Below are 26,193 nucleotides of genomic sequence, written 5' to 3'. Positions count from 1 at the left end.
CCTTTATTCATTAAAATTATGAAGATGTAAAGTTTGTATTTTAATATGATATTTAATGTTCATATTTTGCTTAAATTCGGCAATATTTTAACCTTCCCATTCATTGGTCTTATAAAGTATTGATTGTATGAAGAGTCTTCAGTTTTCAGTCCCTGCCGACACCAACAAAAGTATCCGTATTCAGGAAGATATTATGCCTAATTTCTATCCTTATTTCCATCGGCATACCGAAACACAGATCATGTGGATCCTTAAGGGACATGGTACTCTCGCCATAGAACAAAACCTTTTCACCTTTGAGCCCGGAGATATTTTCTATCTGGGAGCTAATCAATCTCACGTTTTCAAAGGTGATTTTGCTGAAAATGAAAAACAAAAAGTTCATGCTATCTCTATTTTCTTTGATCCCAATAAAAAAATATCTGCTTTTTTTGACTTGCCAGAGTTTGAAGAATTGAAAAATTTTATTGAACACTCAAAAATAGGATTTCAGGTCGCTTCAAAATTAAAAGCAAATGTAGGAGAAAGTATGGCTGCTTTGCAAAAGACACAAGGAGTAGAACAGATTATAGATTTTATAAAGATTCTAAACCATCTGATGCAGAACAGGCATCTTCATATCCCATTATCTTCAGAAAAGAATCTACCTAATCATATTTCTGACAATGACCAGAGAATTATAGATGCCCAATCCTATATTAAGAAAAACTTCACCCAGCATAAACTTACTCTTGATACCATTGCTAAAGAAGCCTGTATGACTCCGCAGGCATTCTGCAGATCCTTTAAAAAACACACCAGGATTACTTATATTCAATATCTTAATGAATTAAGAGTACAGAGGGCCTGCAGATTATTAACGTCAAGCAGCAGATACAGTATTTCCTCTGTTGCCTTTAACAGCGGATTCAATAGTTTAACCAATTTCAACCGCGTTTTTAAATCCATTATGAAATATTCTCCTAAAGAATATCTGAAGCATTATAAAGAAGCAACTTTTGACCACGAATAACTACATGTTAAAATACGGTCAGAACTCATTAAAATATTAACATTTACCGTTTTGAAATTCACTTAGTTTTGAATAAATATTATTTGATATGAGTACAAAACTAAACTGGGAAGGGATTTATCCTGCTGTATTAACTCCTTTTATAAAAGAAGGAAATATTGATTTTGAAATGTTTGCTGTTAATACAGAAGCCCAGATTAAAGCCGGAGTTCATGGGATTATCCTTGCCGGAACATTAGGAGAAGCCAGTGTGTTGGAAACTGAAGAAAAATTTGAACTTCTTCAATATGCTAAAAAAATTACAGCGGACAGAATTCCCGTTATCCTTAACCTTTCTGAAAATACAACCAAAAATGCAGTCAATTTTGCTCAAAAAGCAAAAGAATTAGGAGCTGATGGATTAATGCTTCTTCCTCCTATGCGTTACAAAGCCGATAGTCGTGAAGTGGTAGAATATTTTAAAGCGGTTGCTACTGCCACAGATCTTCCGATCCTTATCTATAACAATCCTGTTGATTACGGAATTCATGTAACACTGGAAATGTTTGATGAGCTTATTGAATACCCAACCATTCAGGCTGTTAAAGAATCTACAAGAGATCTGGCCAACGTAACCAGAATGATTAACCGTTTCGGAAAAAGAATCAAAATACTTGGTGGGGTAGATACCATCTGCCTTGAAACATTAATGCTTGGAGCCGATGGATTGGTAGCAGGGCTTGTAGATGCTTTCCCTAATGAAACAATGGCCATGTATAATTATGCCAAAGCAGGGGAATATAATAAAGCAGTAGCCATTTACAGATGGTTTATGCCATTATTAGAGTTAGATATTCATCCAAAGCTTATTCAGTATATCAAACTGGCTGCTACCGCTGAAGGAATCAGCAATCCATATGTAAGAGCACCACGCCTTGAACTTCAGGGTGAAGAAGCTCAAAAAGTGAATAAGATTATTGAAGAGGGCAGAGCGAATCGTCCAACATTAGATTAACACCAGAACAAAAGCTATGATTGAAGAAACATCAAAAGAAAACATTGAGTTAAGTATTCAGATGGCTTCTGAAGCGTATCAGTTCCTGAAGAATACAACCATAAAAGAGAGAGCGGCATTCATGAATGCCGTTGCCGATCAGATTGAAGCTTTAGGAGAAGAGCTTTTAACTACGGCTCATACCGAAACTTCATTACCGTTGGCAAGACTTACCGGTGAAAAAGCAAGAACAGTAGGCCAATGGAGAAATTATGCAAAAGCTGTAGCCTCAGGAATTTATATTGAGCCAAGAATTGATCTTGCTCAGCCTGAGAAGCAGAAAGGAGATCTCAGAAAATACAATATAGGCTTAGGACCTGTGGTTGTTTTCGGTGCCAGTAATTTTCCATTTGCCTTTTCCACAGCAGGTGGAGATACAGCAAGTGCCATAGGAGCAGGTTGCCCTGTGATTGTAAAAGCACATCCGGCGCATCCTCAGACGTCTCAAATGATGGCTGATGCTATAACAAATGCCGTAAAAGAATTCGGATGGCCTGAAGGAATTTTCAGCCACATTACCGGAACATCCTATGAGATTGGAACGTATTTAACCCAGCATCAGAATATTCAGGCAGTAGCATTTACCGGTTCATTCAGTGGTGGGAAAGCTTTATTTGATATTGCCAGCCGTCGCGAAAATCCTATTCCGGTATTTGCAGAAATGGGAAGCATTAATCCGGTATTTGCACTGGAAAACTTGATTGAAAATAAAGCAGAAGCTTTAGCTAAAGAATATATTAGCTCATTAACATTAGGAGTAGGACAGTTCTGTACTAATCCTGGAGTTTTTATTGCAGTGAAAGGAGAATCTCTGGATCGTTTTATTGCAGTAGTAAAACAGGAAATTCAGGTAATAACACCAGCTAACATGCTTCACAATGGCATCTATGAAAGTTTTGAAAATCATAAAGCAACCGCAATAGCACAACTTGATGTTGAAGTAATCGCCTCAACAGCAAAAGAAGAAGGCAAAGGAAGTGCTGCCATTATAAAAACCAATGCTCACATCTTCCTCAATAATCCTGTACTAAGTGAAGAAGTCTTCGGACCTTTTGGAATCATTGTGGCTTGTGAAAGCAAGGAAGAGCGTATACAAATTGCTCAAAAATTAAAAGGACAATTAACCATTACTGTAGCAGCAACTCCAGATGATGTACATGAGAATACTGAACTTATTAATCTTTTGAAAGATAAATGCGGAAGACTGTTATTCAACGGAATGCCTACCGGAGTAGAAGTGGTTTATGCCATGCAGCATGGAGGACCGTTTCCGTCTACAACTGATGCACGCTTTACTTCTGTAGGACCCGATGCCGTTAAGCGCTTTGTTCGCCCCATTTCTTTTCAGAACTGGCCGGATGAATTCTTACCGGAAGAACTTAAAAATGAAAATCCACTACAAATCAGCAGAATTGTAGATGGAGAAGTGAATTCAGGATCATTACAATTAGAAGCCGTATGAACAGAACATTTTTTTGCATAGACTCCCATACCTGTGGCTGTCCTGTACGTCTGGTTGCAGGAGGTGGGCCTATTTTAAAAGGAAATTCCATGATGGAGCGCAGGCTTCACTTCATGAAAGAATATGATTGGATCCGAAAAGGTTTAATGTTTGAACCCCGCGGCCATGATATGATGAGCGGAAGCATTCTGTATCCACCTCTTGATGAAGAAAATGATATCGGAGTGTTATACATTGAAACCAGCGGCTGCCTTCCCATGTGTGGACATGGTACCATCGGAACGGTTACCATTGCCATAGAAGAAGGCTTAGTGGTTCCTAAAATTCCGGGAAAACTACGCCTTGAAACCCCTGCCGGACTTATTCTCATAGATTATATACAGGAAGGGAAAAAGGTAAAATCTGTAAAGCTGACCAACGTAAAATCCTTCCTTTATGCTGAAAATCTTGAAGTGGAATGCCCTGACCTTGGATTGATAAAGGCTGATGTAGCCTATGGAGGAAATTTCTATGCCATCATTGATCCTCAGGAAAACTTTAGAGATATTTCTGATTTCACGGCAAGCCAGCTTATTCACTATGGGAAGATCATCAGAAAGCTGCTGAATGAAAAATATGAGTTTATCCATCCTGAAAATGAGCACATCTCTGGATTAAGCCATATTCAGTGGACTGGAAACCCTACAGATCCTAAGGCCAGCGGACGAAATGCCGTATTAGTAGGTGAAAATGCTTTAGACCGTTCTCCTTGTGGCACAGGAACTTCTGCAAGAATGGCTCAATGGTATGCTAAAGGTAAGTTAAAAGAAGGCGAAGAATTCATCCATGAAAGCTATATCGGTTCCCAATTTATAGGAAGAATAGAAGGAACTGCTACTGTTGATGGCAAACCAGCTATTATTCCTTCAGTAGAAGGCTGGGCAAGGATTACCGGCTATAACCAGATTATTATTGATGATGAAGATCCCTATTGGCTGGGATTTCAGGTAATGTAAAGTTTGTAACGAATTTATGACACAAAATAAAGGCAAAGCACTGATTATAGGTGCAGGAATCGCAGGGCTAAGTTCAGCATATTATCTTTTACAGAAAGGCTGGCAGGTAGAAATTCTGGAACAGAATGACCTTAGCAACAATTGCTCTTACGGCAATGCAGGAATGATTGTACCCAGTCATTTTACCCCATTGGCCGCACCCGGAGTTGTTGCACAGGGTATTCGGTGGATGTTTGACAGTAAAAGTCCGTTTTATGTGAAGCCTTCACTAAGTACTCAATTACTCTCCTGGGGATTAAAATTTCTGAAACACTCAAACCAGAACCATGTAGACCGTTCTGCACAGGCAATCAGAGATCTTAATCTCGCAAGCAGCAGCCTTTACAATGAAATTGCAGGAAAAGAAGAATTTGATTTTGAATTGAATCAAAACGGAATTCTGATGCTCTATAAAACAGAAAAAGTAGCCGAAGAAGAAACAGAATTAGCCTATAAAGCCATCAATTTGGGGCTTCCTGTTGACATCCTTGACAAAAAAGAGATTCAGACCCTGGAACCTAATGTTCAGCTTGATGTTATAGGAGGTGTCAACTACAAATGTGATGGTCACATGAATCCCATGAAGTTGATGAAACAAATGATCTCTTACCTTAAAAACAATGGAGTCATTTTCCATACACAACATAAGGTAACAAGCTACGAAATTGCAGGAAATACCATTAAAGCAGTAATCGCCAATGGCAAAAAGTTTTCGGCTGATCGTTTCATTATGACCGGAGGTTCATTTTTACCCGAATTGGCTCAAAAAGCAGGGATTAAAATTCAACTGATGCCAGGAAAAGGATATTCTTTCATGCATACCCCTGAAAATCCAGTCAACAGATTAGAACATGCAGCATTATTACTGGAAGCAAGAGTAGCGGTAACCCCAATGAATGGACAAATCCGTTTTGGAGGAACTATGGAGCTGGCTTCTCATCATGATAAAGTGAATATGAAGAGAGTAGAAGGAATCGTAAGTTCTATCCCAAAATACATGCCTGATTTTCAAGTTAAATTACCAAAAGAATCTGAAATATGGTTCGGATACAGGCCTTGCGCACCGGATGGGCTTCCTTATCTGGGACAGTCTTCCAAACTAAAAAACCTGATTATTGCAGGTGGTGGCGGAATGATGGGCTTAAGTCTCGGGCCTATTTTCGGAAAAACAGTTTCTGAGCTTGCCAATGAAGAGAAACCAACTGTTGATATCAGAATTTTTAATCCTGAAAGATTTAGTTAAAAAAACATCACATAACACACAAAATTATTATTTAAACCTGTTTAATTTTTTTTAAAGAAAGAGTTTCCAGAAAATTAACAGTCATGGGATAAGCATTATCACACAGAACTTTATGATAAAGGATGGCAAAGCTGTAGGCAAAAGCATGGGAGATATTGACTATCAAAATTTACAGACAAGTTAAAATCATTCTAGATCCAATTAAACAGGTTGATTAAACCTAAAACAATTTGATTATTAAAATAATTTATTAACACCCAAATCCAAAAAATCATGAAAATTAAATCATTATTACTTATGTCCCTATTTCCAATAATAGGTTTTGCTCAAGAAAACAGACCTCATGAGTGTAAAGCAGATGAAATGATGAAAAAACATTTTGAACTGCACCCTAAATCTAAGGCTGATTATGAAAATTTTGAGAGATATACCAAAGATTTCATAAAAAAAAGGGGATCAAACAAAAATTCATTAAATAATAGGGCTAGCAATCCAACCTACATCATCCCTGTGGTTTTCCATGTTTATGGAGAATCTCAAAGTAATGTAAAAGTAAATCACCAAAAAGTAGTTGACTTACTGCAACAAATCAATTTAAATTTCAATGGAATTAACACCGATTCAAATACTGTAGATCCCGACTTCCAATCTATCAGAGGAGTGTTAAATATTGAATTTCGATTAGCTAAAATTGATCCAACTGGAAAAGCAACAAGCGGAGTGATTTTTCATCCCTTCAAAGGCGGATATGGCAATGGAGGTGGATATGATACAGAAATTGGCGCAGATGCATGGGATAATGCAAAGTATATGAATGTGTATATCCAAAATGATCTATATGCTGATAAGGACTTATATCAATCGGGAGTTGCCTGGTATCCGGATTCATACATGGCGTCAGTAAATACAGCCAGAGTTGTTTATAATGGACGTTATATATTTAATGCTGCTGGTACAGTAGCCTCAAACGAGTTTTCTGATACATTTACTCACGAATTTGGGCATTGGTTAAATCTTCAACACACGTTTAATATTCCATGTTCAACGGCAAACCCAAGTAACGATGGTGATGGAGTTGCTGACACCCCTGTAGAAAATACTTCTTCCGGATTAGGATGTACAACTGGAAACAATTGTCTTGGACAAAAAGTAAACGTTGAAAACTATATGGGATACAATGGTTCTTCCGGTTGTTATAAAATGTTTACCAATGGACAAGTTGACAGAATGCTAGCAGCATTAAACCATCCTTCGCGAATAAATTTATGGCAGCCTGCCAACTTAGCAGCAACCGGAGTTACCAATACTCCACCTAAATTAACCCTTAGCAACAGTACATTTACAGAGAACTTAAACAATAATGGAGCCGTGTCATTAGATGGAACAGTAGCATCTGCCCCTAAATCAACGATTACGCTAAACGGAACAACATTTGCCGTACCCAATGGAACAACTCTTACTTCAGGAACACATTTCACTTCTTCATTACCAGCAGGACTAACAGCAGCTATAGCAGTTACAAGCCCTACTACTGCTACACTTACCATAAATGGTGCAGCAACCAGTCATCCTAAAAGCCAAATCCTGAATTCATCAATTACATTCCTAAATCCGGCTATAACAGGAGGCGTAACTTCATTAGGATCAACTACAGCTTTGGCATTAACTTTTTCTTACAAAGATCCCTATAAAATAGTTACAGGAACTCCTCTGGAAAGTTATGCCAACCCAACTGTTACAACAGTTACAACCAACTCCGGGGCAACTTGGAAATATTTTATCATTAACCCGGAACTTAGTGATGATGCAGGGTATGGCGCTTGGTACTATGGAGCAAATCAATTAAAATTGGAAACCTATTGGAAAGGATTAGTTTGCGAAACAGGAACAAGAAATATTAGTTTAATTCCGGCTTGCACCACTATAACTAATGCAAATAATATAGGTTACCCAACTGGTACTCCCGGACAACTTGACGTGTACACCCCTACATACACTAACTGGTCTGGCCAAACCGCTTATGTTGGTTTTAGAAACCAATTCGAAGGCTACAATATTAACGGCTACTTCAAACTGATTGTTGGGGCCAATGGTTCAGGTTATTCTGTAACTGGGTTTGCATACAATACACAACCCAATGGCAGCATTACAACCCCTTGTGCATTATTATCATCCACTGCAGACGTTGATACAACAAACTCAGAAACATCCATCTATCCAAATCCGGTTTCTGATGTATTAAATATTAAAACAAAAGGGAAAATTAAGTCAATTTCTGTTTATGATATGTTTGGAAGAAAAATGAATGCTAAAGTTATTGGTGATAAGGTTGATGTTAAAAACTTCCTAAGCGGAACTTATTTAATTGATATTGAAACTTCTTTAGGGAAATCTTCTCAAAAATTCATTAAAAAATAGGATCAAAACGCTATATCGATACAATATTGAAGATGGGCAGTATTCTGGAAATGGAACCCTTCTTGGCCACCAGCCTCCTGATTACTACTTCAAAGCGGTTACAAACTGGTTTAAAGCTTTTTAAACAGATGCATTTAATGAAATAATTTAGTATTGATATGTTAGATATTCACTTGTTGAATATAAGATGGGCTTAATTTTTTAAGCCCATTTTTATTTTATGGTGGATATTATCCGCTTTTTATCAGCAATAATGAGTTTATTTAATATAATTTTATGTATTAATTTCAAACGCAAATTATTCTTATGTACTATAAAAACGATACCATCATCATACAGGAATTTACTCCTCAGGAACTCCATTTATTTTTGGATCTGTTTACCAATGAAAATGTTACCCGTTATCTGCCTTACAAATCTCCTGAAGAATTTAAAGTAATGTTTGAAAAAGCATTATCAGATTATAAAGAAGGACCATTCAGCAGATGGGGAATATTTGATGCTCAGAATGATAATTTTATTGGAATGTGTCTGGCCAGAGTTTTCCATCATAATCCCAACCAAACAGAAATCGGATATATCCTTGGAGAAAACTACTGGGGAAAAGGAATTGGAACCCAAATATGCCAAGCACTTATCAGCCACTGTCTTGCAACTGATGAAAAGAAAGATATTGTTGCCGTAACAGATCTTGATAATATTGGTTCTCAAAAAGTACTTCTTAAATGTGGATTTAACAGAAATGAAAATTTGATAGAAGGAGATAGGGAACTTGCTTATTTTTTATATTCAAAAGGCTAAGAATAGACTAAAAAGTTAAGAAGACAAAGCAGATTGAGATCACTCCAAGCTTGCTTTGTCTTTTATCACTACCTATTTTCTATCCAGAGAAAGAACATTATCATCCATTCTCGAAATCAGGAGATAAAATAATCCTGCATAGATCATTTGAATGCCCATTGCTTCCCAATTTTCAACTGTACTGCTGCCAAATAACAGCAGGATAATCAGTGAAGCGCCTGCCATAGCCGCAATTTTCGTCTTAAAGCCAATGATAAGCAGCACCCCGATGATGAATTCTAAAAAGGGAAGTGCTGTACTGAACATTTGCACAGACAATTGAGGGAGCCAGCTTTTTTCAAAGCTTTTCGTCATCCCGTCAGCAAAATCATTAAGTTTGGTTAGTCTCACTAGTCCATGTCCGAAGAAATTGATCCCCATAGATAAACGAAGGAAAAAATAAGCTGTTTTTTTATTCATAAAAGTAGGTTTGAGTGGTTGTTTTAATTTGAAAAATCACTTGTTAATTATTGAACTTAGCTTCACTATTATCAACCGGAGTATCAGGATCATTCATCACCATTTTAGCAATATCATCTTTTCTCATAAAAACCACGCCCTGCTTTTCTTTGGTATATTTGATAAATTCTTCCATGGCATGAACCATCGCAGGTGTTCCACCAATCCTGTCATGGAAGCTGATACTCATCATTCTTCTTTTGGTTGCTCCTTCCTCATAAAGCCTGTCAAATTCAAACTTCAGCTGGGCAAGAAACTGATCCGGGCTCCAGTGCTTCCCTTCAATATTCACAATATCATTATTACGAAGCGTGTAGGGAATTACCACCAAGTTTTTTCCTTTTACCTTGGTAATGAAAGGTTCATCATGGCTGAGATCATCAATATGATAAAGGAAACCTAGTTCCTGTAATACTTTCAGGGTATTCGGACTTCTTCTCAGCCAGTTACAATTGTATCCCACAGCTTTCTGTCCTGTAATTTTTGCGACAGCATCTACACCCTGTTTTACAAACTGTAATTCTTCATCATAACTTTTATTCCATTGGTTATCCCATGAAATCCCGTGAGCCGCAATCTCATGACCACCATTGGCAATGGCTTTTGCAATTTCCGGATATTTCTCGGCAGCAGTTCCCACTACATGAGAGGTTACTTTGATGTTATACTTTTTCCATAGATCCAGCATACGGTAAATTCCTTCATTTCCACCATAGCGATACCAGCTTTCTGCAGGAAGATCCGGCTGCCCTTTAGGAAGTGGAGTATTACTGAAAGGACTTTCCGCTCCTTCAGGCTGACCTCCCGTTTCAAACTGCATGGATACAGAAATGACCAATTGAGCACCATTAGGCCAATGCTTCTTTACTACCATACGGTTTTTCTCTTCCGGATTTCCTTTTCCAACCTTGTCATTAGCTTTAAAACCTGAACTAAAAAATACCGTTGCGGCAAGTACCATTACTGATTGTCTTATATATTTCATTTTACATGTATTTATACTGCAAAATTGGCTCATAAACCATTCGTTATTATTGTAATAATTAATCTTAAATTTGTAAAAATCCATTATTCATGAAAAGAATTGTCAACTTCAATTCCTTCAACGTTTTCCGGATCGAAAAGGAAATTTGGGACATTGAATACCATAATCATAACTTCTATGAACTGATTATCATAGAAAATGGAAAAGGTTCCCACCATCTGAACGGCATTACATTTCCCTATCAAAAAGGAGATGTATTTCTTCTAAGACCCAGTGATGCTCATGAATTTACTATTCAAAATAAAACCAGTTTCATCTATATAAAATTTACGGAAGAATATATCTGGGAAAACCTTTTGATGAACAAGAACAATGAACTTCAAAAAATTCTCCGGCTACTGATGGAGGACCGGTCTTTTGTGTATGAATCTGTGATTAAAAGCAAAACAGACAGAGCGCATCTTCTTCAGTTATCCCGTATTCTTTTGCATGAATTCAGCCATAAAAACTTATATAATAAAGAAATTGCAGCAGATCTTTTTTCAACGATTTTTACCATTCTCACCAGAAATACCATGAGCAATGCCACCAATCAAAAATGGGTTTCTAAAAATCTTAGCAGAATAGACAGGATCTTATACTATATCAATGTTAATTTTCTGGATGCAGACAAAATGAAAATAGAAAACCTAGCTAAAGAATTTTTGCTTTCCCCCAATTATATAAGTATCTACATCAAAAAGGAGACTGGTTTTTCCATTCAACAACACATCATTCAATATAAGGTAAAGGCTGCTGAAAAACTTCTGCTTCAAAGCAATTACAACATTAGTGAAATTGCAGATAGACTTGGTTTTAATGATGTTAGCCATTTCAATAAAATATTCAAAACCTATAGAGGCAAGTCTCCGTCTGTCTTTAAAAAAGAAAATAAAACAACATAAAGACTGTGAAGCTCGATTGATAAACCATTCCTTACATAAAGATTATTTCACGGCTGTGGTTTTCATTCCGTAAAAACATTTCATTTATCAGATAATTTGTTATACCTTGCGTAGATTATGATGTCCAAACGTTGCAAATATGCGCTAAAAGCAATGGTCAGATTAGCAAGAAATTACAATCAAGGCTATCTGTCCACTTCTATTATTGCACAGGATGAGAACATTCCCAAAAAGTTTCTGGAGCAAATTCTTCTTGAACTTAAAAGAACTAAACTTGTTAACAGCAAGCAGGGTAAAGTAGGGGGATATTACCTGTTAAAATCACCAGATGAAGTATCTTTAGCAGATATCTACCGTATTTTTGACGGACCTATTGCATTGACACCCTGTGTATCTTTAAATTTCTATGAAGCATGTGATGATTGTGTAGATGAAGCAGAATGTTACCTTAGAAATGAACTAATCATCGTTCGCGAAAAGACTAGAACAAGCATGATGGAGGCCACTCTGACCTCATTTATCAACAAAAAATAATTTTTTTTCATTTAAATTCTACCATTTTGATAGGAGTTGTAGAATTTTATATATATTTGCATCAACAAATTTGAATGGAAATGGAAAACAGTCTGAAAAACGAGTTCGAAAAACTGAAAGAGGAAACCTATGTACAGGCTTCTCAAGCTGGCTTTTTACAATTATTGACAGAAAAATTTCCTGATGGAGTAGTATTTTCAACCAGCTTCAGCTACGAGGATCAGGTGATCACTCATTTGATAAAAAATCTGAACGTAGACATTTTTACATTGGATACGGGAAGACTTTTTGAGCAGACGTACGAAACTTGGGCTTCTACAAAAGCCTTCTTCAAAAAAGAAATCAAAGCGTATTATCCGGACACTGAAGAACTGAAAAAATTTGTATCAGATAATGGTCCTAATTCTTTTTATCAATCCGTAGAGCAGAGGAAAGCTTGCTGTACCATCAGAAAAGTACATCCTTTGAAATCTGCATTAAAAGGATATAAAATCTGGATCACCGGTTTAAGAGCTGAGCATTCTCCAAACAGACAGAATATGCCGGCCTTGGAATGGGATGAAGATAATCAGATCATTAAGTTTCATCCGCTTCTTCACTGGAGTACTGAGCAGGTGACAGATTATGTAAAAAACAATCAGCTGCCTTACAATTATCTCCATAAAAAAGGATTTGTAAGCATCGGATGTGAACCTTGTACAAGAGCTATTCAGGAAGGAGAAGACTTCAGAGCAGGCCGCTGGTGGTGGGAAGATGCCAATAAAAAAGAATGCGGTCTACATATTCATCAATAAAAAAGAAAAACATGTCAACATATCATTTAGATTATCTGGATCAGTTGGAAGCTGAATCTATTTACATTTTAAGGGAAGTCGCAGGACAATTTGAACGTCCGGCACTTCTGTTCAGCGGTGGAAAGGACAGTATTGTACTGGCTCATTTAGCCTCAAAAGCATTCCGTTACGGAAAGATACCTTTCAAGTTTGTTCATGTGGATACAGGACATAATTTTCCGGAGGTATTGAACTTTAGAGATCAACTTGTGAATGAATTAGAAGTTGATCTGGTAGTTCGCAAGGTTGAAGATACCATCCAAAAGAAAGGTTTAACGGAACCTAAAGGGAAATTTCCAAGCAGAAATTGGTTACAAACCTTCACTTTACTGGATACCATTGAAGAATTTGAATTTGATGCCTGTATCGGAGGAGCCCGCAGAGATGAAGAAAAGGCTCGAGCTAAAGAAAGAATTTTCTCGGTTCGTGATGAATTCGGACAGTGGGATCCTAAACTTCAACGCCCTGAATTATGGAGTATTTTCAACGGGAAAATCCATAAAGGAGAAAATGTAAGAGTATTCCCCATCAGCAACTGGACAGAGCTTGACATCTGGAACTATATCCGAAGAGAAAAAATTGAGCTTCCTTCTATTTATTTTTCACATGACCGAGAAGTAGTAGACCTTAACGGACAATGGATTGCCAATTCTCATCACGCCACATTAGAAACAGATGATGTAATCACCATAAAAAAGATAAGATACAGAACGGTAGGAGATATGACCTGTACCGCTGCAGTAGAATCTAAAGCCATCACCATAGATGCCGTGATTGAAGAAATTGTAGCCACCAGAATTTCCGAACGCGGAGAAACCAGAATTGATGACCGTGTGACGGAAGCAGCTATGGAAGACCGTAAAAAAGGAGGCTATTTTTAGATAAGTAATTAGCAATGAGTAATAAGTAATTAGATTGACAGCTTTTTACTTATGATGTTCACCATTACTCATTGCCCATTATTCATTACTCATAAACAAAAACAGATGGATATATTAAGATTTATAACAGCAGGAAGCGTAGATGATGGTAAAAGTACCCTTATCGGAAGACTGCTATACGATAGTAAAAGTATTTTACAAGACCAGTTAGAAGTACTGGAGAAACATTCTAAAAACAAAAATGATGACGGCGTAGACCTTGCCCTTTTAACAGACGGCTTACGGGCTGAAAGAGAGCAGGGAATTACCATTGATATTGCCTACCGATATTTTTCAACCTCCAAGAGAAAGTTCATTATTGCTGATGCTCCCGGCCATGTGCAATATACCAGAAACATGATTACCGGAGCGTCCAACTCTGATCTGATGGTCATTCTGATCGATGCCAGACAAGGCGTAATTGAACAAACAAGAAGACATTCCATCATAGCTTCATTATTAAAACTGAAGAAAGTAGCCGTAGCCATCAATAAAATGGATATGGTAGATTATTCACAGGAAGTATTTGAAACCATCCAAGTAGACTATGCTAAAATTGCAGAAAGTCTTGGATTAAATGATGTAAGCTATTTCCCAATCTCTGCGTTGAAAGGAGACAATATCGTTTCCGGATCATCTCAGACAGATTGGTATCAGGGACCTTCGCTTTTAGAATATCTGGAAAATGTAACCCTGAATGAAGAATTAAATACCGGCAGCCGTTTTCAGGTTCAGTATGTAATTCGTCCTCAGACTGAAGAGCTGCATGATTACAGAGGATATGCAGGGCAGGTTTTAAGCGGGAAATTTCAAAAAGGAGATAAAATCCATATTCTTCCGGCAGGAATTACCAGTGAAATTGCTAAAATCGAGATCAACGGAGTTGAGAAGGAAGAAGCTTTTGAAGGACAGCCAGTTGTTATTCATGTAACAGATGATGTGGATATCAGCAGAGGTGATGTTTTTGCTACAGAGGAACAACTCCCTGTCATTGAAAAAGACCTTGAAGTGCTGTTATGCTGGCTGGATCAGAAATCACTGCAACCAGGTAACAAATATTTACTACAACAAAACAGCAGACTGATAAGAGCCGTAGTAAAAGAAATTGATTACAAAATTGATGTGAATACGCTTACTCAGGAAAAAGCTGAAGGCGACATAAAGCTGAATGAAGTGGTAAAAGTAACCCTCCGAACAGCACAGCCTTTGGTTTATGATAGTTTTATCAATAACAAAAGAACAGGTTCTGCCATTTTAGTAGATGAAACATCTAATTCAACAGCGGCAGCCTGCATAATTCAGTAAATAAAATGTCAGTTTCAAACCAATTCATCGAAAGAATTCATCAGAGCAAACAGGATAAAACCCATGGATTCTTTGACAGAGCAAGAGTAAAGGTTTTTGTTACAGAATTGTATAAAGTATTGTTTCTTCCTCAGCCCATCAATACGCCCGATCGGCTGAAACAGGATTTTGATAAGCTACACGCTCATCTTTTTGTCCTAATTAATACCATTACAAAAGACGAAGACCTTACCGAAATACAGGTAAATGCTTTTTTTGATGCTTTGCCACAGATCTACAGTCATCTCGTTCAGGATGCACAATCCATCCTTGAATTTGATCCGGCAGCAGACTCTTTAGAAGAAATATACCTTGCGTATCCGGGATATTTTGCAACGTATGTTTACAGAATCTCGCATCAGCTCTGGAATCAGGAAGTACTTGTTTTACCTCGTGTTATTTCAGAATATGCACACAGCAAAACAGGAATAGACATTCATCCCGGCGCAGTGATCGGAGAATACTTTTTCATCGACCACGGAACAGGAATTGTCATTGGAGAAACTACCGTTATTGGCGATCATGTCAAAATATATCAGGGAGTAACCCTTGGTGCATTGAATGTCTCCAAAGAAAAAGCCAACCAGAAAAGGCATCCCAATATTGAAGACCATGTCATTATTTATTCGGGAGCCACCATTTTAGGCGGAAATACTACCATAGGAAGGGATAGCATTATCGGGGGAAATGTATGGATTACACAGGATGTACCACCCAATTCCCTGGTTTATAATAAAAGTGAAATAAGAATAAAGGATAACAACCCCTTACCGGAATCATTAACCTTTGTAATATAAAAACAGAAAAAACAAAAAATTGTATTGATATGAAATTTCAGAATGCACTAGAAACCATTGGAAATACACCAGTCGTAAAGATCAATAATTTATTCAATTCAGATTATGAAATCTGGATTAAATTGGAAAAAAGCAACCCGGGCGGAAGCATCAAAGACAGAATTGCCTTAGCCATGATTGAAGATGCGGAAGCTAAAGGATTATTAAATAAAGACAGCACCATTATTGAACCTACCAGTGGAAACACAGGAATAGGATTGGCATTGGTAGCCGCAGTAAAAGGATATAAGCTTATTCTGGTAATGCCGGAAAGCATGAGTATAGAACGTCGTAAAATCATGGAAGCCTATGGTGCTGAATTTGTGCTTACGCCAAGAGAAAAAGGCATGAAAGGAGCCATCGAGAAAGCTAACGAATTAGCAGAAGAAACTCCCAATTCATGGATCCCTAGACAATTTGATAATCCTGCCAACGTAAAAATTCACGTAGAAACAACAGCTCAGGAAATTTTAAAAGATTTCCCAGATGGGTTGGATTATGTGATTACAGGAGTAGGAACCGGCGGACATATTACAGGGATTGCTAAGGCATTAAAGGGAAAATATCCTAACCTTAAAGTAATTGCGGTAGAACCGGAACTTTCACCGGTATTAAGCGGCGGAAGTCCTGCACCACATCCATTGCAAGGGCTGGGAGCCGGATTTGTCCCTTCTATATTAGACATTACCCTTTTAGACGGAGTGATTACAGTAGGAAAGGATGAAGCCTATGAATATGCCATTAATGCAGCCAAAAAAGAAGGCCTTTTTGTTGGAGTTTCCACAGGAGCTGCTTTAGCCGCTATCGCAAAACATTTACCGGTAATACAGGCGGGAGCTAAAATTCTGACCATCAATTACGATACCGGAGAAAGGTATCTTTCTCTTGAGGGACTCTTCTAAAATCCTTTAACTAAGACCGATTTCAATGAATACAACTATAAAATCACCAAAGGTTTACCTTATCGGTGCAGGGCCTGGCAACCCTGATTTAATCACAGTAAAAGCTGTAAAAGCTATTGCCAAAGCAGATATTGTTCTTGCAGACCGTCTCGTAAGTCCTGAGATCTTAGAAACTTACGTAAACAAAGACACAGAGCTTATTTATGTAGGAAAAGAATGCAGTAAAAATGCGTCTACGCCTCAGTCTCTTATCAATACTTTAATGGTAGACCATGCTTTGCAGAATAAAACTGTGGTAAGGCTTAAAGGTGGAGATGTTTCTATTTTTTCTAATATTCTGGATGAATTACAGGCGTTGAAAGAAAACCATATTCCATTTGAGATTATCCCTGGAATTACGGCTGCTTTAGGAGCTGCGGCCTATGCAGGAATGCCTTTAACAGCCAGAGGATATTCAACATCTGTTCGTTTTCTTACGTATTATAAGTCTGAAATTCTTACCAAAGACTATTGGAAAGAACTTGCGGCCACCCAAGACACCCTTGTATTCTATATGTCTAAAGGCAACCTGACCGATCTTGTAGAGAAATTCAACCAATTGAATATTTCCAGCGAGAAAAAAATTGCGGTGATTGAACAGGCTACAACCCCTTACCAGAAAGTGTATACCTCATCTTTTGAGGATTTTAGCAAAACACTGGGTAATAAATCCTTCGCTTCACCATCATTGGTGGTGATAGGAAAAGTGGTGAACCTTCATGAAGAGTTTTCCTGGCTGGAAAATGCAGAGCAGGAAGGTCTTTATTTTAAATCAGTTGAAAATGGAAGCTTAGTACCCAAAACTCAAAATTTCTTCGAATATGCTGTCTGAAACTAAATTAAACATCCTTAAACAAATCTCCAGTGATTTTTCCAGAGATGAGTCCATCTGGGCAAGCGGATACCTCGCAGGATTAGCAGGTACACCTCTTACCGCTGTACAGCCACCTTTACAAGTTACTCTGCCGGAACAAAATACGGTGAAGAAAATCACCTTAGCTTATGGTACAGAAACCGGAAACAGTAAAAAGTTAGCTACATCACTTGCAGGAATTATCAAAAAGAAAGGAATTCAGGTGAAGTTAGCCGATTTATCCCAATACAAGCCTAAAGACCTTTCAAAAGAAGAATTTTTCTTTGTGGTCATCAGCACTCAGGGAGAAGGAGATCCACCCGTGTTGGCCAAGAAGTTCTATGATTATATTTATGAGAATGAAATCAACCTCAGTGCTCTGAAATTTGGGGTTCTCGCATTGGGAGATAGTAGTTATCCTCTGTTCTGCAAAACAGGAGAGGATGTAGATACTAGGTTTGAAATCCTTGGAGCACAGCGAATCATTCCATTAAAAAAATGTGATATAGACTACCAAGAGGATGCCCAAAACTGGATAGAACATGTTTTTGAAGCGGTGAATAAAACCTCAGCCAGCAGTGTTAAAAATACACCTGCTCAAAAAACTTCAACAGGAAGAAAGAAATATCTGGGGAAAGTATCAGCCATTATTAATCTGAATGATATCACCTCTGAAAAAGAAACCTATCACATTGAAATAGAAACTGAAGAGGCTTTAAGCTATAAGCCCGGTGCAGCATTGGGCATTATTCCATTCAATGCCAAGTCTGTAGTGGATGAAATTATTGCTGTAACAGGAATTGATTCAAGAAAAAGAATCGAAACCTCAAAAATTACAGATACGGTGGAAGAACTTTTGCAAAAGCATCTTAATATTAGCTACTTATTGAAAACTGTAGTCACTCAATATGCAAAGATTACGGGACATTCCATTCCGGAAGTTCGCTTAAGCCTTCTTGATCTGCTCAGAATTTATCCTGTGAAAAACGCGGAAGAATTTGAAGAAGTAATTCAGATATTAACGGCTCAGGCACCCCGTCTGTATTCCATCTCGTCTTCTCCGGAAGCCCATGGAGAAAACGAAATTCATATTACCGTTGCCAGATCGGAATTCTTTATTGACCACCAGAAACACAACGGTCTGTGCAGCGGTTACCTCAGCGAATTCAGTGAAGGCGAAGGGGTTGAGTTCTATATTCAGGATGCTGGACATTTCAGATTACCGGAACCGGATAAAGATATTATCATGATTGGCCCCGGAACCGGAATTGCCCCTTTCAGATCATTTCTTTGGGAACGTGATGCTGTTGGAGCAGAAGGAAAGAACTGGCTGTTCTTCGGAGATAGAAATTTTGTGTCAGACTTTATTTATCAGGCAGAACTTCAGGATTTTCTTAAAACAGGAAGCTTAACTCATTTGGATCTTGCCTTTTCAAGAGATACAGCAGAAAAAGTATATGTTCAACATAAGCTGGAACAAAAAGCTCAGGAAGTTTTTTACTGGCTTGAAAACGGAGCCTCTGTTTACGTATGCGGAACCAAGGATCCTATGAGCCGTGATGTAGAAAATACACTATTACATATTATTCAGCATCATGGAAAACGCAGTCAGGAAGAAGCTGTTCATTATCTGGAAGAAATGGAACTCAACGGCCGATATGCTAAAGATGTCTATTAAAAAATACCTGTACCCTTAAAAGAAAAATAATGACGAACCATAAAGATAATCTTTCCCCAGTAGAAAGAATTAAAACCCAAAGCAACGGACTCAGAGGAACCTTAAAGGAAAGCCTTGCCGATGATTTTACAGGAGCCATAAGAGAAGACGATCAAACCCTAATCAAGTTCCATGGAATGTACCAGCAAGACGACAGGGACAGAAGGGAAGAGCGTGTTTCCAAAAAACTGGAATGGTTGTATTCCTACATGATAAGACTAAGACTTCCCGGTGGATTTTTAACATCAGACCAATGGATTGGCGTGAATGATATTGCCAATGACCATTCTACCGGAACCATCAAAATAACAACCCGACAAACGCTTCAGCTGCATGGTATTTTAAAATCTCATTTAAGACCAACCATTCAGAATTTCAACCTGAATCACCTTGATTCTATTGCGGCTTGTGGTGATGTGAACAGAAATGTAACGTGTACAGCAAACCCATCAGAATCACCTTTGCATCAGCAAACGTATGAGTTGGCAGGTAAAATAAGTGAAATGTGCCTTCCGAAAACTAAGTCTTATTATGATGTCTGGATTGATGATGAACTGCTTGTAGACCGAAAAACAGAAGAAGATCCTTTATATCAGGACAGATATCTTCCCAGAAAGCTGAAGATCGGAATTGCCGTTCCACCCAATAATGATGTAGATGTATTTATTAATGATATTGCTTTGATTGCCATCATTGAAAACAATCAGATTGTAGGATACAATATTGCTGCGGGAGGTGGATTAGGTGCAACTCACGGCAATGAAGCAACCTATGCAAGATTAGCTTCTGTTCTTGGATTCGTAGATTCAGAAGAAAAAGCTTTAAAAGCAGTGTATGAAATTATCACTGTACAGCGTGATTTCGGGAATAGAAGTGACAGAAAACTTTCAAGGTTAAAATATACGATTGATAAACTGGGTATCGATCAGTACAGAACCGAGGTAGAACAAAGAACGGGATTCAGTTTTGAACCTGCCAGAGCATTTAAGTTCGAACAGAGAAAAGACCGTTACGGATGGACGAAGAATCATGAGGGAAAATGGTTTTATACCGTGTTTGTGGAACATGGAAGAGTTCTTGACATTGAAAGGTATCCTTTAAAATCCGGATTGTTAAAGATTGCTCAAACGGCTAATGTCAATTTCAGATTTACATGTAATCAAAACCTGATTGTTGCTGATATTAATGAAGAAGATAAAGCAACTATAGAAAGTCTTTTAAAGGAATATGGAATTTCAGATGCTACTGAAAAAGCAAGTGCTTTACGTAAAAATTCTGTGGCTTGTGTTGCTTTAAATACGTGTTCATTAGCTCTTGCGGAAGCACAGCGTTATTTGCCGTCGCTGGTTACCAAAATAGAACCTATTCTAGAAAAGCATGGCCTTATAGAAGATGATATTACCATCAGAATGACCGGATGTCCTAACGGATGCGGAAGATCTCCCAATGCTGAAATCGGATTTGTAGGAACAGCTTACGGGAAATACAATCTCCACATTGGAGGAGACCGCTTGGGAATGCGATTAAATACAAAATACAGAGAAAATATTGGCGAAGAAGAAATTCTGACTACTCTGGATGAGCTTTTCGGAATCTATGTTCAGGAAAAACATACAGAAGAAACATTTGGTGATTTTTCATACCGTTATTTACAAACCTTAAACTGAAAATATGACTAGCCTTTTTTATGACCAGAAAAAACTAAAAAAACATCAACCATTTCTTCTAGGTGAACGAATGTGTATGTGTTGTTGATTTTAAATACTGACAACATATTCAAGCTGTTTGAACTCTATTTTAACCACAAAAGTCACAAAAGCTTTGTGAAAACCACCAACTTTCACAAGCATTACAATTGAAGGACTTCATATTCCCCTCCTCTGGAGGGGTGGCAAAAATTCAAAGAATTTTTGACGGGGTGGTTAACATCTTTTGTCCTTTTGTGGTAAAAATCTCAAACAGCTCCATTCTTACTCACCTAAAATAGAAGAACAATGAAAAACAAAAGACAGGGATATTTCCTGCCTAAAACAGGAGTTATATTATTTACATTTTTATTCTGCAATCTGGCAGAAGCACAGCAGCTTATCGAATTAAGCGGAATCATCAGAAATACAGGTACCCAAAAAGGGCTTGATGCTGTAAAAGTACAGATTGAAAATACGCAGGACACCGCATCAACAGATCAGCTCGGGAACTTTAAAATAAGAACAAGAGTAACCATTCCTTTTCGTCTGATTATTAATAAAGATGGATTTTCCAGTCAAACTGTGGAGATTCTTTCGCTTTCCAACAAACTTACCATTGGGCTGAATCCTCAGAATACCATTATTGATGATGTCGTTATTTCAGCATCCCGTATTCCGGAAAAAATACTGAAATCTCCGATCGCTATTGAAAAAATTGATATTAAAACGATCAGGGAAAGTCCGGCAGCATCCTTTTATGAAACCCTTGAAAATGTAAAAGGACTACAGCTTTTAACGTCCAGCCTTACCTTGAAAATCCCAAATTCCAGAGGATTTAACTCTCCAAACAACTTCAGATTTATGCAGTTGGTGGATGGGGTAGATGTACAGTCTGCAACTTTAGGAGTTCCATTGGGAAATGCGATTGGCCCAACAGAACTGGATATCCAGTCTATGGAAGTCACTCCGGGAGCCGCTTCCGCATTGTACGGAATGAATGCCATCAATGGATTGGCAAGCCTTCAGACCAAAGATCCATTTACTTCTGAAGGAATAAGCGTTTATTTCCGTGGCGGAGTGAATCATGTAGATAACTACAATCATAAGATTAGTTCTCTGGGGGAAAGTGCTATCAGATTTGCCAAAGTATTCAATAAAAACTTTGCAGTTAAAGTGAATGCTTCCTATTTTACTGGAACAGACTGGATCTCCAATAATCAAACCGATCAGAACCCTAATTCACTGATTACCGCCAATCCTAATTTTTCTTTAGCTAATAATCCGGCAGAAGATCTTTGGAATAAATATGGGGATGAAAGAAACAACAGGGTAGCGGTAAAAGTAGATTATAACGGAAAACCTACAACCTTCAATGTTTCCAGAACAGGATATCTGGAAAAAGATCTGGTAAGTCCGGAGGTTAAGAATATAAAATTTGATGCCGGATTATACTATCGTTTTGGAGATCAATGGAAAGCTTCTTACGTTTACCGTTACGGATTGTTGGACGGAACTTTTCAAAGAGGAAATAAAATCCGTTTACAAAATGCTACGGTTCAAAATCATAAGATAGAGCTTACCGGCAAAGAACTTACTTTCAGGGCCTATGTTTCCATAGAAAATACCGGAGACTCCTATAATCTGAAACCTTTGGCTGATAATCTTGATCTGACCAATCTTTCCAACAATAACTGGAAGAATATCTTTCAAACGGCTCTTCAAAATAATCTTAATGCAGGAACCAACCTGAATGAAGCTCTTATTCTTGCCCGTCGTGAAGCTGATAAAAATAGAGCAGTACCCGGAACAACAGCCTTTGAGCAGCTAAAAAATACCATCATTGGAATCAACAACTGGGATTCAGCCAATGGAGGAGTCGCTGGAGCTCCTGCAACAGGAGGTGCCAAACTGGAACAGAAATCCAGATTTTATCAGGGTGAACTTACTTATGATTTCACCAGGTTTGTAAAGGTTTTTAGTCTTTTAGCCGGAATAGATTATCGTTTGTACCGCATAACTCCAGATGGAAACAATTTTGTAGATTTTAACAGACCTGTTACTGAAAGAAATATTCCTTTATCCGACGGAACTTTCGGAAAGGATGTTATCTATCAGAAATACGGGGCCTTTGCACAGATTACCAAGCTTTTTTTTGATGAAAAATTAAAAATTAATGCGGCACTCCGTATCGACAGAAATCCTGAATTTGAAGCCAAACTTAATCCAAGAATCAGCATTGTGTATTCTCCTGTTAAACAGCACAATTTCAGAGCATCCTTTCAAAACGGGTACCGTTTTCCATCCTTATTTGAAGCTCTTTCGTTTGTGAATAACGGAAATGTAAGAAGAGTAGGTGGATTGACAAAAGTAAATGACGGATTAGGCTATCTGGAAAATTCTTACACCTTAGCATCAATTGATAGGTTTACTGCTGCAGTGAATGCTGATGTAGACGGTGGAAAAAGCCAAAGTCAGGCCGCACAGGACAATAAACAGTTATTAGCCGTTGCCAATCTGCAAAAATTACAGCCGGAAAAGATCAATTCCTTTGAAATAGGGTATAAATCGGTGTTCTTTAATAATAAACTGGCGCTGGACTGGGATTTTTACTACAACATTTATGAAGGGTTTCTTGGACAGGTAGAAGTAGCCGTTCCTAAAAACAGTCAGGTTGGAAGTAATACAGCCGTTCTTGCTATGCTGGACAGAAGCAAGCAAGACCGATACAGAGTTTATACCAATAGTAACAGTACTTATAAAAGCTATGGAACTTCCTTTGGTATCCGATATAATGTGATTAAAAATTACAATGTCAATGCTAATGTATCTTATAACGATCTGGCTTCCAATACTACTTCAGATCTGTTTATTACAGCCTTTAATACCCCAAAATGGATGGTGAATGTAAGTGTGGGAAACAGAGAAATTATCAAGAATATTGGATTTACGGTTGTGGCAAGATGGCAGAATAGTTTTGACTGGGAAAGTCCTTTAGCTTCAGGCAAAATTCCTGCTTACTATACGATAGATGCTCAGGCTAGCTGGAAAATTCCTGAGATTCACGCCAATGTAAAAATTGGAGCAACCAATCTCCTGAACAGACGTTATTTCCAATATGCTGCCGGCCCTGAAATTGGTGGTTTATATTATCTCGCTTTTACGTATGACTTAAAACTGTAATCAAGATGAGCAATTCCTTATATCCCGTATTTTTAAAACTTGAAACATTATCGTTACTCATCATCGGAGGCGGAAAAATTGCCCTTGAAAAACTGGAATCAGTATTGGGTAATTCTCCTGAAACTTCCATAAGATTGGTTGCAAAGGAAATCATTCCTGAAGTGAGAGCCTTACAGCATCAGTTCATCAATCTTACAATATATGAAAGAGCTTATCATGATGATGATTTTAATGATACCGATGTGGCGATTATCGCTGTAAATGATATTGAACTGGCTGCACAAATCCGTGAAGGTGCTCACAAACAAAATGTATTGGTCAATATTGCAGACAAGCCTGATCTTTGTGATTTCTATTTAGGTTCCATTGTTAAAAAAGGAAGCCTTAAGATCGCGATTTCTACGAATGGAAAATCACCAACTATTGCTAAAAGACTCAGAGAAACCTTCACAGAAACCATTCCGGATGAAATGGATCTAGTGTTGGATAATATGCAGAACATCCGCAATCAGTTAAAAGGAGATTTTAATCACAAAGTCACTGAACTTAACAAAATTACTACCCAATATCTATCTGATGGAAAAGCAGCTCCTGCAAAAAATGACCTGGAGATAGAAAAGCTCATCAGTATTACTAAAATAGCTCAGAGAAAAGCCAATATTTACCTTGCCATTATAGGAGTTATGCTTCTTTTGGGAATATTGGGTCTTGTTGTTTATCAGTTTGATCTTTCTGATGACATTCAGACTTTTCTCAGCAAAGATGGCCACATCTTTTACTGGATGTTATTTGCCGGATTTATGGCTGAAATTGTCGCCGGATCTATGGGTATGGGATATGGTGTAATTTGTACTACCATATTATTATTACTGAACGTTCCGCCACCTGTTGTAAGTGCAAGTATTCATTCTGCAGAATCTTTTACAACCGCTGCCGGAGGATTTAGCCATTACAAATTGGGAAATGTCAATAAAAAAATGGTTTGGGTGTTATTTCCATTAGCTATCGTGGGATCTATCATTGGAGCATTAACTCTGTCTCATTATGGAGAACATTATGCGCATATTGTAAAGCCCATCATTGCCTGTTATACTTTGTATTTAGGAGTAAATATTCTTAGAAATGCCTTTAAGGATAAGAGTAAAAACCGCATTAAAACCAAAAAAAGAACCAATCTGAGAATATTGGGACTCGTTGGTGGTTTTATAGATTCCTTTGCCGGAGGTGGCTGGGGTCCATTAGTAACCGGAACATTAATTAAAGAAGGAAGAATTCCCCGCTATGTTGTGGGAAGTTCAACCGTTGCTAAATTTTTACTGACAGTAACAAGTGCCATCACTTTTATCTTTACCATTGGAATTCACCATTGGAATATTGTTTTGGGGCTCCTGTTAGGTGGCGTTTTTACCGCTCCGTTTTCTGCGATGCTTACTTCTAAACTTCCTACAAAGAAGATGTTTGTGGTTGTAGGAGTAGTTGTTATTCTGATGAGCCTGGTGACCATTGTCAAAACATTTCTAAAGTAAGGAAGCCTGAAGCAGGAAGAGGGAAGTTATTAAAGCCAGAAAAGTACTTGCTTTATTTTTTCACAAATATTTGTTTGGATCAACTTCTAGAAATACTAAGTTGAACAAGATCAAAGCATCTATTTTATTGGAATAGCGAGTTAACAACAACCCTTAAAATAATTGAAAATTAATTGATTAAATGAAGATTACTCATTAATAAACCTTTTAATCGACCTAGGAATCAGGAACGTTAAGAAAATTTAAATGGAATCCGTTAAAAAATTCCCACTGTCTGAGCATGGCTACAATTTTGAATCGAAGCAGAACCGAGGGATCCATACGAGTTTGGGAATTTTAGGAGTACATTGAAATTTTTAGTGGAGGATTCCAGTCTTGAACTTTTGAATAC

The 26,193-nt window shown here is 37.8% G+C and carries 21 protein-coding genes; 19 read left to right on the top strand and 2 right to left on the bottom strand.

Going from position 1 to position 26,193, the window contains the following annotated elements; genetic code table 11:
- The first annotated feature begins 127 nt into the window (after positions 1-127).
- The 7 genes from BLS98_RS11670 to BLS98_RS11640 all read left to right on the top strand — a co-directional run bounded on the left by BLS98_RS11670 (position 128) and on the right by BLS98_RS11640 (position 9,003).
- Positions 128-1,012, top strand: coding sequence for an AraC family transcriptional regulator (locus BLS98_RS11670; RefSeq protein ID WP_089736655.1), 885 nt, complete (start codon positions 128-130; stop codon positions 1,010-1,012).
- An 88-nt stretch (positions 1,013-1,100) separates the two neighbouring features.
- Positions 1,101-2,006 carry a dihydrodipicolinate synthase family protein gene (locus tag BLS98_RS11665; RefSeq protein WP_089736653.1) on the top strand — a complete coding sequence of 302 codons (906 nt, stop codon included), beginning with the start codon at positions 1,101-1,103 and terminating at the stop codon, positions 2,004-2,006.
- A 16-nt stretch (positions 2,007-2,022) separates the two neighbouring features.
- Positions 2,023-3,507 (top strand): aldehyde dehydrogenase (NADP(+)), encoded by a 1,485-nt coding sequence (locus tag BLS98_RS11660; protein WP_089736651.1) that lies wholly within the window; start codon positions 2,023-2,025, stop codon positions 3,505-3,507.
- Positions 3,504-4,502 (top strand): 4-hydroxyproline epimerase, encoded by a 999-nt coding sequence (locus tag BLS98_RS11655; RefSeq protein ID WP_089736649.1) that lies wholly within the window; start codon positions 3,504-3,506, stop codon positions 4,500-4,502. Before BLS98_RS11660 ends, BLS98_RS11655 begins: the two co-directional genes overlap by 4 nt.
- A 16-nt stretch (positions 4,503-4,518) precedes the next feature.
- Positions 4,519-5,784, top strand: a complete 1,266-nt coding sequence (locus tag BLS98_RS11650) for an NAD(P)/FAD-dependent oxidoreductase (RefSeq protein WP_089736647.1) — start codon at positions 4,519-4,521, stop codon at positions 5,782-5,784.
- A gap of 273 nt (positions 5,785-6,057) precedes the next feature.
- Positions 6,058-8,202 carry a M43 family zinc metalloprotease gene (locus BLS98_RS11645; protein WP_089736645.1) on the top strand — a complete coding sequence of 715 codons (2,145 nt, stop codon included), beginning with the start codon at positions 6,058-6,060 and terminating at the stop codon, positions 8,200-8,202.
- Between the two features lie 306 nt (positions 8,203-8,508).
- Positions 8,509-9,003 (top strand): GNAT family N-acetyltransferase, encoded by a 495-nt coding sequence (locus BLS98_RS11640; RefSeq protein ID WP_089736643.1) that lies wholly within the window; start codon positions 8,509-8,511, stop codon positions 9,001-9,003.
- Positions 9,004-9,075: 72 nt separating this feature from the next.
- On the opposite strand, the gene BLS98_RS11635 is transcribed toward BLS98_RS11640, so the two are convergent.
- Together BLS98_RS11635 and BLS98_RS11630 are read right to left on the bottom strand one after the other, a co-directional pair.
- Positions 9,076-9,462 (bottom strand): DoxX family protein, encoded by a 387-nt coding sequence (locus BLS98_RS11635; protein WP_089736641.1) that lies wholly within the window; start codon positions 9,460-9,462, stop codon positions 9,076-9,078.
- 43 nt (positions 9,463-9,505) lie between these two features.
- Positions 9,506-10,486 (bottom strand): polysaccharide deacetylase family protein, encoded by a 981-nt coding sequence (locus BLS98_RS11630; RefSeq protein ID WP_089736639.1) that lies wholly within the window; start codon positions 10,484-10,486, stop codon positions 9,506-9,508.
- A gap of 89 nt (positions 10,487-10,575) precedes the next feature.
- On the opposite strand from BLS98_RS11630, the gene BLS98_RS11625 reads away from it, so the two are divergent.
- From BLS98_RS11625 to BLS98_RS11570, 12 genes are all read left to right on the top strand, one after another.
- Positions 10,576-11,430: an AraC family transcriptional regulator gene (locus BLS98_RS11625; protein ID WP_089736637.1), complete on the top strand. Its 855-nt coding sequence runs from the start codon at positions 10,576-10,578 to the stop codon at positions 11,428-11,430.
- A 117-nt stretch (positions 11,431-11,547) separates the two neighbouring features.
- The gene (locus tag BLS98_RS11620; RefSeq protein ID WP_089736635.1) at positions 11,548-11,964 is read left to right on the top strand and encodes an RrF2 family transcriptional regulator; all 417 of its coding nucleotides are present in this window, start codon (positions 11,548-11,550) and stop codon (positions 11,962-11,964) included.
- Positions 11,965-12,044: 80 nt separating this feature from the next.
- Entirely contained in the window at positions 12,045-12,758 is a 714-nt protein-coding gene (locus tag BLS98_RS11615) for a phosphoadenylyl-sulfate reductase (protein WP_089736829.1), read from the top strand.
- 11 nt (positions 12,759-12,769) lie between these two features.
- The gene (gene cysD, locus BLS98_RS11610; RefSeq protein WP_262487350.1) at positions 12,770-13,678 is read left to right on the top strand and encodes a sulfate adenylyltransferase subunit CysD; all 909 of its coding nucleotides are present in this window, start codon (positions 12,770-12,772) and stop codon (positions 13,676-13,678) included.
- 105 nt (positions 13,679-13,783) lie between these two features.
- Positions 13,784-15,022 (top strand): sulfate adenylyltransferase subunit 1, encoded by a 1,239-nt coding sequence (locus BLS98_RS11605; RefSeq protein WP_089736631.1) that lies wholly within the window; start codon positions 13,784-13,786, stop codon positions 15,020-15,022.
- A 5-nt stretch (positions 15,023-15,027) separates the two neighbouring features.
- Complete coding sequence (gene epsC / locus BLS98_RS11600; protein WP_089736629.1) at positions 15,028-15,858, top strand: serine O-acetyltransferase EpsC; 831 nt, start codon at positions 15,028-15,030, stop codon at positions 15,856-15,858.
- A 29-nt stretch (positions 15,859-15,887) separates the two neighbouring features.
- Positions 15,888-16,799 carry a cysteine synthase A gene (cysK, locus tag BLS98_RS11595; protein ID WP_089736627.1) on the top strand — a complete coding sequence of 304 codons (912 nt, stop codon included), beginning with the start codon at positions 15,888-15,890 and terminating at the stop codon, positions 16,797-16,799.
- A gap of 25 nt (positions 16,800-16,824) precedes the next feature.
- Positions 16,825-17,670 carry a uroporphyrinogen-III C-methyltransferase gene (gene cobA / locus BLS98_RS11590; RefSeq protein ID WP_089736625.1) on the top strand — a complete coding sequence of 282 codons (846 nt, stop codon included), beginning with the start codon at positions 16,825-16,827 and terminating at the stop codon, positions 17,668-17,670.
- Complete coding sequence (locus BLS98_RS11585) at positions 17,660-19,369, top strand: diflavin oxidoreductase (protein ID WP_089736624.1); 1,710 nt, start codon at positions 17,660-17,662, stop codon at positions 19,367-19,369. The genes cobA and BLS98_RS11585 overlap by 11 nt, the downstream gene beginning before the upstream one ends.
- Positions 19,370-19,398: 29 nt before the next feature.
- Positions 19,399-21,075 carry an assimilatory sulfite reductase (NADPH) hemoprotein subunit gene (gene cysI, locus BLS98_RS11580; protein ID WP_089736622.1) on the top strand — a complete coding sequence of 559 codons (1,677 nt, stop codon included), beginning with the start codon at positions 19,399-19,401 and terminating at the stop codon, positions 21,073-21,075.
- Between the two features lie 327 nt (positions 21,076-21,402).
- The gene (locus BLS98_RS11575) at positions 21,403-24,276 is read left to right on the top strand and encodes a TonB-dependent receptor (protein ID WP_089736621.1); all 2,874 of its coding nucleotides are present in this window, start codon (positions 21,403-21,405) and stop codon (positions 24,274-24,276) included.
- A 5-nt stretch (positions 24,277-24,281) separates the two neighbouring features.
- Positions 24,282-25,802, top strand: a complete 1,521-nt coding sequence (locus BLS98_RS11570) for a TSUP family transporter (RefSeq protein WP_089736619.1) — start codon at positions 24,282-24,284, stop codon at positions 25,800-25,802.
- Positions 25,803-26,193: the final 391 nt, after the last annotated feature.

This window comes from Chryseobacterium jejuense (genome assembly GCF_900100075.1).
GTDB lineage: Bacteria > Bacteroidota > Bacteroidia > Flavobacteriales > Weeksellaceae > Chryseobacterium > Chryseobacterium jejuense.
Note: the sequence above shows the minus strand (reverse complement) of the source record. Positions and strands in the feature narration are given on the sequence as shown.